The 7,969-nt window shown below is 71.9% G+C and carries 9 protein-coding genes and 1 tRNA gene; 3 read left to right on the top strand and 7 right to left on the bottom strand.

Annotation, left to right across the window (positions count from 1 at the left end):
• Positions 1–150 precede the first annotated feature (150 nt).
• Together DEJ35_RS02725 and DEJ35_RS02720 are read right to left on the bottom strand one after the other, a co-directional pair.
• A complete protein-coding gene (locus tag DEJ35_RS02725) occupies positions 151–1,392 on the bottom strand; it encodes an MFS transporter (RefSeq protein ID WP_110859167.1) in 1,242 nt (413 codons plus the stop codon).
• The gene (locus DEJ35_RS02720) at positions 1,389–1,838 is read right to left on the bottom strand and encodes a MarR family winged helix-turn-helix transcriptional regulator (RefSeq protein WP_027464646.1); all 450 of its coding nucleotides are present in this window, start codon (positions 1,836–1,838) and stop codon (positions 1,389–1,391) included. Before DEJ35_RS02720 ends, DEJ35_RS02725 begins: the two co-directional genes overlap by 4 nt.
• Positions 1,839–1,941: 103 nt before the next feature.
• On the opposite strand from DEJ35_RS02720, the gene DEJ35_RS02715 reads away from it, so the two are divergent.
• Both DEJ35_RS02715 and DEJ35_RS02710 read left to right on the top strand, forming a co-directional pair.
• A complete protein-coding gene (locus DEJ35_RS02715; protein WP_027464647.1) occupies positions 1,942–2,232 on the top strand; it encodes a hypothetical protein in 291 nt (96 codons plus the stop codon).
• A gap of 29 nt (positions 2,233–2,261) precedes the next feature.
• Positions 2,262–2,522, top strand: coding sequence for a thioredoxin family protein (locus tag DEJ35_RS02710; protein WP_110859168.1), 261 nt, complete (start codon positions 2,262–2,264; stop codon positions 2,520–2,522).
• On the opposite strand, the gene DEJ35_RS02705 is transcribed toward DEJ35_RS02710, so the two are convergent.
• The 3 genes from DEJ35_RS02705 to DEJ35_RS02695 form a co-directional block, all read right to left on the bottom strand.
• Positions 2,466–4,019: a DUF6716 putative glycosyltransferase gene (locus tag DEJ35_RS02705; protein ID WP_146244734.1), complete on the bottom strand. Its 1,554-nt coding sequence runs from the start codon at positions 4,017–4,019 to the stop codon at positions 2,466–2,468. The two genes, DEJ35_RS02710 and DEJ35_RS02705, sit on opposite strands and share 57 nt — an antisense overlap.
• Before the next feature lie 209 nt (positions 4,020–4,228).
• Positions 4,229–5,101 carry an N-acetylneuraminate synthase family protein gene (locus DEJ35_RS02700; RefSeq protein ID WP_110859170.1) on the bottom strand — a complete coding sequence of 291 codons (873 nt, stop codon included), beginning with the start codon at positions 5,099–5,101 and terminating at the stop codon, positions 4,229–4,231.
• Positions 5,098–5,883, bottom strand: coding sequence for a cytidylyltransferase domain-containing protein (locus DEJ35_RS02695; RefSeq protein WP_111192000.1), 786 nt, complete (start codon positions 5,881–5,883; stop codon positions 5,098–5,100). The genes DEJ35_RS02700 and DEJ35_RS02695 overlap by 4 nt, the downstream gene beginning before the upstream one ends.
• Before the next feature lie 152 nt (positions 5,884–6,035).
• Here DEJ35_RS02695 and DEJ35_RS02690 point away from each other — a divergent pair.
• Positions 6,036–6,108: transfer RNA gene (locus tag DEJ35_RS02690), tRNA-Arg, on the top strand.
• 81 nt (positions 6,109–6,189) lie between these two features.
• Here DEJ35_RS02690 and DEJ35_RS16935 read toward each other — a convergent pair.
• Complete coding sequence (locus tag DEJ35_RS16935; protein WP_181435484.1) at positions 6,190–7,470, bottom strand: hypothetical protein; 1,281 nt, start codon at positions 7,468–7,470, stop codon at positions 6,190–6,192.
• 89 nt (positions 7,471–7,559) lie between these two features.
• A complete protein-coding gene (locus tag DEJ35_RS02680; RefSeq protein WP_017886047.1) occupies positions 7,560–7,826 on the bottom strand; it encodes a hypothetical protein in 267 nt (88 codons plus the stop codon).
• Positions 7,827–7,969 lie beyond the last annotated feature (143 nt).

Below are 7,969 nucleotides of genomic sequence, written 5' to 3'. Positions count from 1 at the left end.
GGCGAGGGGGAGAGAACCCGCGCGGGGGAAGCGGGCGGACGCACGAACGGGCGAAAGGCCGGCGTGCCCGAGGGGGACACTCCGGCATTTCGCCCGTTCGTGGGGAAGTGGGGAAGCGGGGTGCGAGTGGGGTTCGCCGGTGCCCGGTGGCTAGGCCATGTCGCCGGCGGTGATCGCCTCGGCCTCGACGCGCTCCGGCTCGGCACCGTCGTCGACGCGGCGCAGGACCCTCGTGGTGCAGAGGATCACGACGAAGGCGACCGCGACGGACGCGCCCGCGAAGACGTACGCCGCCGAGGGCGAGTACGCGTCGGCGAGCAGGGTCGCGACGGGCGGGGCGATGGCGCCGCCGATGAACCGGACGGCGGAGTAGGCGCTCGAGGCGACCGAGCGGGGGAGGTCGGTGGCCTCCATGACGCACTCGGTGAGCACGGTGTTCAGGACACCGAGCACCAGACCACCGATGACGACGCAGATGATCAGGCCGACCTGGGAGCGCACGACGAGGGCCGCGGCGAACAGGTCGAGCGCGAGCAGGGGCAGCGCGACCTTCAGCACGGTCGTCCGGCGCATCCGAGCGGTGAGCATCGGGGCGACCCACACCGACGTGATCGCGAGACCGACACCCCAGCCGAAGAACGTGAACCCGATCCCGAGCGCGCCGAAGCCGAGCGGGAACGGCGTGTACGCCAGCAGGACGAAGAAGCCGATGTTGTAGAACAGCGCGGTCGCGGCGAGGGCTGCGAGTGCCGGACGGGTCAGGGCGCGGAAGGGGGCGGAGAGCTTCGTCGGCGTGGGCTTCTCGAGGCTGCCGGTCTTCAGCAGGGCGACGATGGCGATGAACGCGACGGCCATCAGGGTTGTGACGCCGAAGAACGGGCCGCGCCAGCTCACCGAGCCGAGCAGACCTCCGACGAGGGGGCCGACGGCGATGCCGAGCCCGAGCGCTGCCTCGTACAGGATGATCGCCGAGGCGGTGCCGCCCGACGCCGCCCCGACGATGGTCGCGAGCGCGGTGGAGATGAAGAGCGCGTTGCCGAGGCCCCAGCCGGCACGGAAGTCGATGATGCTCCACACGCTGTTCGACGTCGCCGCGAGCACCGAGAACACCACGATCAGGGCGAGTCCGATGAGCAGGGTGCGCTTCGCGCCGATGCGGCTGGAGACCCAGCTGGTGAAGAACATCGCGACACCGGTGACGGCGAGGTAGCTCGTGAAGAGCAACTCGGTCTGCGCCGGCGTCGCCTTCAGGGACGCCGCGATCGCCGGGAGGATCGGGTCGACGAGGCCGATGCCCATGAACGCGACGACGCAGGCGAAGGCGATCGCCCAGACCGCGGACGACTGCTTGAGGATGGAGCCGGACTGGCCGGCGGGTGCGTGGGCGTTCACGCGGGGATCTCCGTTCCGTTGGGGGTTGTCCGGGTGCGCTGGGCGATCAGGTTCGCCGCGTGGTGCAGGACGTCCCAGTCGTCGTCGGTCAGGTCGGCGAACAACGGGCCGACCGTGCTGGTGAGGGTGGAGCGCCAGGAAGCGAGCCGTTCGCGTCCGGCCTCGGTGAGTTCGATGAGTTGCCCGCGGGAGTCGTCCGGGTCGACGCTGCGGCTGACGAGGCCGTCGGCGAGCATGCCGGCGACGAGTCGGGTCATCGTGGGCTGCGCCACACGGGAGGCGGTGGCCAGTTCGCCGAGTCGCAGTGGCTCGTCGGTCTCGAGGATGCCGAGGGTGCGCCAGACCGCGGCGGACGTGGTGTTGCCCGTCGACTGGACGGCGCTGCGGATCAGGCGGTTGACGGAGACGAGGAGGGTCTCGATCGTCTGCTCACGCGGTGTTTCCATAGTTGAACTATATAGCTATGCTATGCAAAATGCAACGGCGGTGCAGTCGAGCGACGACGACCCCGAACAGACTGCACCAGCCGCCGCCTGGTAGAAGGGAGGCATGAGCGACATCACCATCCACGAAGGCGACGAGTACACCGCGATCTTCCACGGCGGCCCCTTCGACGGCACGACCGACACCCGCACCGCCACGAGCGACGCGCTGGACGACGAGGTCACGGTGTTCGCCGACGTCGAGGGCCTGCAGACGGCCTTCACCTACCGCGCCACCAAGTCCCGCCAGGTCCTCGACCAGATCTCGGTCGAGTTCACCTACGAGCCGGAGGAGTCCGACCCGGTGGACGACCTGCAGGACCGCGGCGACCGCAGCGGCGAGTTCGACCGGGAGTAGAACCCCCACCCGCCGCGTTGCAGGACCACATGCAGCTCGACCTCTGGACGTCCGCCTTCTGTGCGCCGTGCGCCGCCGCCCGCCGGGTGTCGGCCGAGGCCTCGGCGCTCGTTCCCGGGCTCACCGTGACCGAACGCGACGTGGCGGCACACCCCGACGACGCGGAGGACCTCGGTATCCGGTCCACGCCCACGATCATCGTGCGGCAGGACGACGGCACCGAGGTCTTCCGTTCACCCGGCGTCCCGACCCGCGACCAACTCCTGCTCGCGGTGGCCAGGGCGCTCTGAACGAGCGGTCGCCGCAGCCGCCGCCGCAGCCGTCCCAGCGACGGCCCCCGGCGCAGGCACAGCGGCGCGCGCCCCCGCGCGCTGCGACGTCGGCGCTGAGACCACGACGGGCGCCGGCGGATCGACAACCGCCCGCACACGTCGCGCCAGACGCTTCGCGCCCCGGATCGGCGCCCCGATGCCCAGCGCCACCAGCCCGAGCGGGCTGCGGTCTGCCCCGCCGAGGGCGTTCTTCCGCTCCCACGCGCGGCGCAGCAGCCCACCGCGACTCCGCCGAGCCGGCGCCCGGTCCACCAGGGCCCCGGCATCCCGTCGGGCCATGAGCTCCACCAGCCGGTGCTGCCAGTCGTCCTCCGAGGCCGGGTGGAAGTAGTTGTCCCGCATCCACTCCGGCCGGACGACACCGAACCGTCCGTCGACCAGGTCGACGGCGTCGCCCTCGAGGCCGCTCCCCACGAACACCTCGTTGATCAGGTGCCGCCCGATGCCGAAGTCGGTCAGCGTGAGAGCCGGGACGCCCCGCGCCGCCGCCTCGAGCACCGCGGTCGAGCTGATCGTCACGAGTGCCACCGCGCGGTCGAGGTGCTCGGCCATCGGCCCGCTCTCCACCACGAGGTTGGTCGGCGCGTCCGCCGGTACCAGGTCCGGGTAGGGGTGCTCCTCGCGGTGCGTCTGGTGCTCGCCGGCCGCCGCGCGCGTCTTGATGACGACGCGCCACTCCGGGTGCGCCCGTGCCGTCTCGACGAGCCACCGCACGATGATCGCCCGATCAGTCCGCTCGAACGGCACACTCGGCTGCGCCGCGAAGACGACGGAGTCGCGGACGGTCGGGCCGACACCGTCGACAGCGTCGGTCGCGCCGGCACCACCGGTGGCGCCGGCACCCCGGGCGAACGGCAACGTGGCGAGCGCGAAGTGCGGCTCGACGCCGCCGTCGCGCGCCGTCTCCTCGTACGCGCGGACCTCACGGTGGCTGTGCAGCACGAACAGGTCGGCCCGGGCACGGAAGAAGACGCCCTTCCACTTCGACGGGAACGAGATCCCCGGCAGCCCCGACACCAGCACCGGCCGGTCCGGGATCCGCCGGTACACCTCGTCGATCACGAGTTCGGCCACCGGTCCGATCAACGACACCAGGACGGCGTCCGGCGGGTCCTGTCGGAGCTCCTCGACGACGGCGTCGACGTCCTTCGGCGCGGGCGGTTCGCGGTGCAGGTGGGCGAGTCGCCGGTCGAGCCCGCGGAACGCCGACTGCAGCTGCTTCGGACTCGCCGACCGCGGGGTCGCCACGGTGCGCAGCTCCAGGTCCCAGTCCGCCGGGGCGCTCGCCAGCAGGTGTGCGCCCCACTTCGCGAACGAGTCGGTGTCGACCAGACCGACCACGCGTCGGACGCGTGGTGACGCGTCGGACGGGAGGCGCGCCTCCAGTCCGTCTGTCGGCCCGCCGCCGTCACCCGGCCCGCTCAGGGCGCTGGTCCCGTCGACCGGGCCGCTCACGCGCCGACGCGACGCAGCTTGGCGAGCGGTGCCTGCTCGCCGGCGGTCGGATGGGGACTGCATGCGCTCACGCGCCGACGCGACGCAGCTTGGCGAGCGGTGCCTGCTCGCCGGCGGTCGGATGGGGACTGCATGCGCTCACGCGCCGACGCGACGCAGCTTGGCGAGCGGTGCCTGCTCGCCGGCGGTCGGATGGGGACTGCATGCGCTCACGCGCCGACGCGACGCAGCTTGGCGAGCGGTGCCTGCTCGCCGGGGAAGATGCGCTTCACGCCGTCGCCGAGGGCGGTCTCGATGATGCGGAGGTCGCGGGCGAGCGTCTTCAGGCCGTGCGGCTCGAGCGATGCGGCGTGGTCGGAGCCCCACATCGTGCGGTCGAGCGTGATGTGCCGTTCGACGGCCGTGGCACCGAGGGCGACGGCGGCGATGGAGATCTGCAGGCCGGGCTCGTGGCCGGAGTACCCGACAGGGACGCCCGCGTACCGGTGGGCGAGGGTGTCGATCATGCGGAGGTTCGCCTCCTCGGCCGGCAGCGGGTAGGTCGAGGTCGCGTGCATGAGGACGAGTCGCTCGGTGCCGAGGGCCTCGACGGCGGCGTCGATCTGCTCGAGCGTGGACATGCCCGTCGACAGGATGACGGGCTTGCCGGTCGCGGCGACGGCGGCGAGCAAGCCGAGGTCGGTGACCGACGCCGAGGCGATCTTGTAGGCGACGACGTTGAGGTCCTCGAGGAAGTCGACCGACGGCTCGTCCCACGGCGACGCGAACCAGTCGAGACCGCGGAGGGTCGCGTGGTCACCGATCTCGATGTACTGGTCGCGGTCGAACTCGACGCGGTAGCGGTACTCCAGGTAGGTCATGTCGCCCCACGGGGTGCTGCGCGGGGTGTTCTTCATGTGCTCCGGCGTGGAGATCGCGGGGGTGCGCTTCTGGAACTTCACGGCCTGCAGGCCCGCGTCGGCAGCGACGTCGACGAGCTGCTTCGCGATGTCGACGTCGCCGTTGTGGTTGAGGCCGATCTCGCCGATGAGGTACGCGGGGTGGCCCGCGCCGATCGTGGACGTACCGATGGTGACGGTCATGGTGCTCCGTTCGGTGCGGGGGTGGCCCGCGTCGGGGATGGGTCTCGGGTCGTGGTGGGTGCTGGGGCCGCGGCGCCGACGCGTTCGTCTGCCGTGAAGTCGGTCAGCGCGCCGGCCAGCGCTTCGGCGAGGGCCAGGTCGGCCTCGTCGTCGACGTCGATCGCGCCGGCACCGTCGACGACGGCCAGCTCGACGCGGCCGTGGAACCGGTGCCGGTTCTCGAGGAACCCCGCCGTCCGCATCACGTAGAAGGCGCCGGTCTCGCGGTACTCGGGCTCACGGTCCTGCCGACGGGGCCTGGTCGCAGCGTCGTGGTTCACCGCGACCGCCGTGCCGTCCGGGGCGGTCCGCCACAGGAACGCGTGCGACGGGGCGGCGGCGAACACCGCGTCGGCGTGCCCGTCGACCACGCGCGCGACGGCGGCGTCGAGGTCGGCCGGGTCGATGAACGGCGAGGTCGCCTGCAGGAAGACGAGGACTTCGGGCAGCGGGGTGCTGATCGCGTCGAGGACGTGCAGCAGGGCAGATTCCGAGGACGCCTCGTCCCCCGCGAGCTCGGCCGGACGGCGGACCACGGCGGCACCGGCGGTGACCGCCTCGGCGGCGATGGCGTCACCGTCGGTCGTGACGACCACCTCGTCGATGCGCGTGGCACGTCGTGCCGATTCGACCGCTCGACGGACCAGCGAACGACCCGCGACCGTGCGGAGGTTCTTGCCGGGGATCCCCTTCGACCCGGCACGTGCGGGCACGACGGCGAGGACGGAACCGGTGGTGCGCATGCTCCGGACGCTACGAAGCGTGGGTGTCGCGGAGGGGAACGGGGAGCAGACGGCGGCCGACCGTTGGGCGACCGCCGAGCCCGGTCACGGCGACGCGGCGGGGTGTGCATCGAGCGTCTGAGGGCCGCTCGCCGCTACAATCGACGCTGCTCGCCTCCGTAGCTCAGTGGATAGAGCAGGTGGTTTCTACCCACCGTGCCGCGGGTTCGATTCCTGCCGGGGGCGCCGAAGACGAACAGGGCCGCCATCCTCTCCGGATGGCGGCCCTGTTCTCGTCGTGGTGGCTGTTACTCGTCGTGCTGGCTACTACTCGTCGTCGTCCGCGGCGCGGCGCCGGAGTTCGGCGGCGCTGATCGGCTGCGTGTACGGCGCCTCTGACGTCTCGTTCGCGTCGGCCGGCTCTGCGGGGGCCTGGTTCAGGCGGGTCGGGACGGACGTGGTGTTCGTCGCGCCGGGGGTGTCGACCCGGGGCGCCGAGGCGGGCGGGACGTCGTTCGCGGGTGCTCGATTGACGTGTGCGTCGGCTGCGGTGGGCGTCGCGACGGGGCGGTCGGACGAGGTCGGACGGCCGTTCCGCGGTGCGCGGTCGGAGTCGCCGAAGGCTCGGGTGGCGCTGTCGTCGTCCACGACCTCGGTGTCGTCCGTGCCGCGGCCCTGGGCGGAGCGGAAGGGCGAGGTCGGGGTACCGAGCGCCGGACGGACCGGTGGTGCAGCCTCGTCGTCGCCGTAGACGCGGGTGGTGTTGTCACCGAACGAGCGTGTGGCGTTCGGGTCGGCGTTGCCGCGGTTCGGGTTCGTGCCCGCACCGCGGTTCACCGAGAACGACGGGGTCGTCCCGCCGGCAGCACCGACTGACGCAGCACCGGCTGACGCCGCACCGGGTGCAGCAGCGCCGGGCGCAGCAGCGGCCGGCGCCGGAGGGGTCGACGGCGCGGACGTGGGGCGCTGCGCCGGACGCAGCGAGGTCGTCGTCGGGGTGGGACGCTCGGCGGGAGCGGCCGGGGCCTTTGCCTGCGCCTGCGTGCGTGGGGCCTCGGCCTGGTCGGCGTTCCAGTCCTGCTGCCGCTTGATCAGGTCGGCGTCGGGGTCCGGCGACTCGAACTTCCAGCGCTCGAGGTCGGCCTTGAAGAGCTTGCGCGCACGGTTCGGTCGCGACTGCCAGTCGAGCAGGCGGTCACGGAACTCGGCGAGGGACTGGTCGGCCTGGAAGCTGAACGTCGACGAGTTCTTCTTGATGTCGGCGATCTCGTGCTGTGCCCAGTTGGCGGCCAGTGGCGCACCCTGCACGGGGAGCAGGCGCAGCCGGATGTCGGCGTCCTCGGCGAGGTGGTCGGCGTAGGCCCGCTCGTCGTGCCCGAGCGATCCCCACGCAGCTGCCTTGCGCGCAGCCGTCAGGATCGCGGCCACGGCCGCGTTCTTCGATTCGCGCTCCTGCAGCGCCACGACCCGCTTGGTCGCGCTGCGCCCGATGAGCGCCGCGATGACGCCCGCCACGACGATGGCGACGAAGGGGATCACAGCGCCCGAGAGCACCCGCCAACCCGTGTCGGACGAAGTCCAGTCGGTCAGGTCGTTCCACCAGTCCATGCGCGCACCATACCCACGGAACGGTCAGGCGTCGGGGAGGCCGGACGGCGTTCCGCGCATCCCATCGCAGATGATTCCAATCTGGAACATCATGACCAGCGCAGGGTGTCCACGGCGTCGTCGGCGGACCACACGCTCGGCAGCTCGACGAACCGGCGCTCGGTCGCGACGTACCGGCGGGCACGGTACGCGGTGTCACCGGCGACGTCGATGCGGTCGACGTACCCGACGATCTCGCCGTTGGCCCGGGTGACCCGGCTCAGGTCGTCGCGGACGTCGAGGATCCGGTAGTCGCCCCGGGCGCGGGCCAGCGGGACGGTGCGGATCCGCAGTGCGGGTTCGGTGATGGTCTGCATCGCTGGCCTCCTGGTCGGTGTGGTGCCGACGCTACGGGGGACCACCGACACGCCGAGGGGTGCCAGCAGATCTGGGGAACAGGGTCTCCGCGCACACTGTTGTGGAGGAACGAGGCTGCTGCATCGGCGGCCCGGAGAGAGGG

Source organism: Curtobacterium sp. MCPF17_051 (assembly GCF_003234595.1).
Classification (GTDB): Bacteria; Actinomycetota; Actinomycetes; order Actinomycetales; family Microbacteriaceae; genus Curtobacterium; species Curtobacterium flaccumfaciens.
The sequence above is the reverse complement of the archived record's forward strand: the minus strand, read 5'-3'. Positions and strand labels throughout refer to the sequence as shown.